The following is a 250-nucleotide window of genomic DNA, read 5'->3' on the forward strand; positions in this document are numbered from 1 at the left end:
GCAGGTTCGTCAAGCTGACATTGCCCCGCTGTCGTGGCAGGCAATGCTCGATCCGTTGATATTGGGCTTCGGTGATTTCCATCACCGAAGTATACGATCAAACACAATTAGTGTGAACACGCCCTAGTCCATTGAACCAGAAGAATTGCACCGGATTCGCCGCGATGGATCGGAGTACTTCCATTTCAATGGAAGCGCCTGCTTGTTGTACGGACGTATATAACGCATGAGCTTTTTGTCAAGATCCTTG

General features: G+C 49.2%; 1 pseudogene. It reads right to left on the minus strand.

Features of this window, described 5'->3' with window-relative positions:
* Window positions 1-123: 123 nt before the first annotated feature.
* Window positions 124-250, minus strand: a pseudogene (locus VSR34_RS39360) (IS630 family transposase); the annotation flags it as partial.

The organism is Paraburkholderia sp. JHI2823, from assembly GCF_038900695.1.
GTDB lineage: Bacteria > Pseudomonadota > Gammaproteobacteria > Burkholderiales > Burkholderiaceae > Paraburkholderia > Paraburkholderia mimosarum.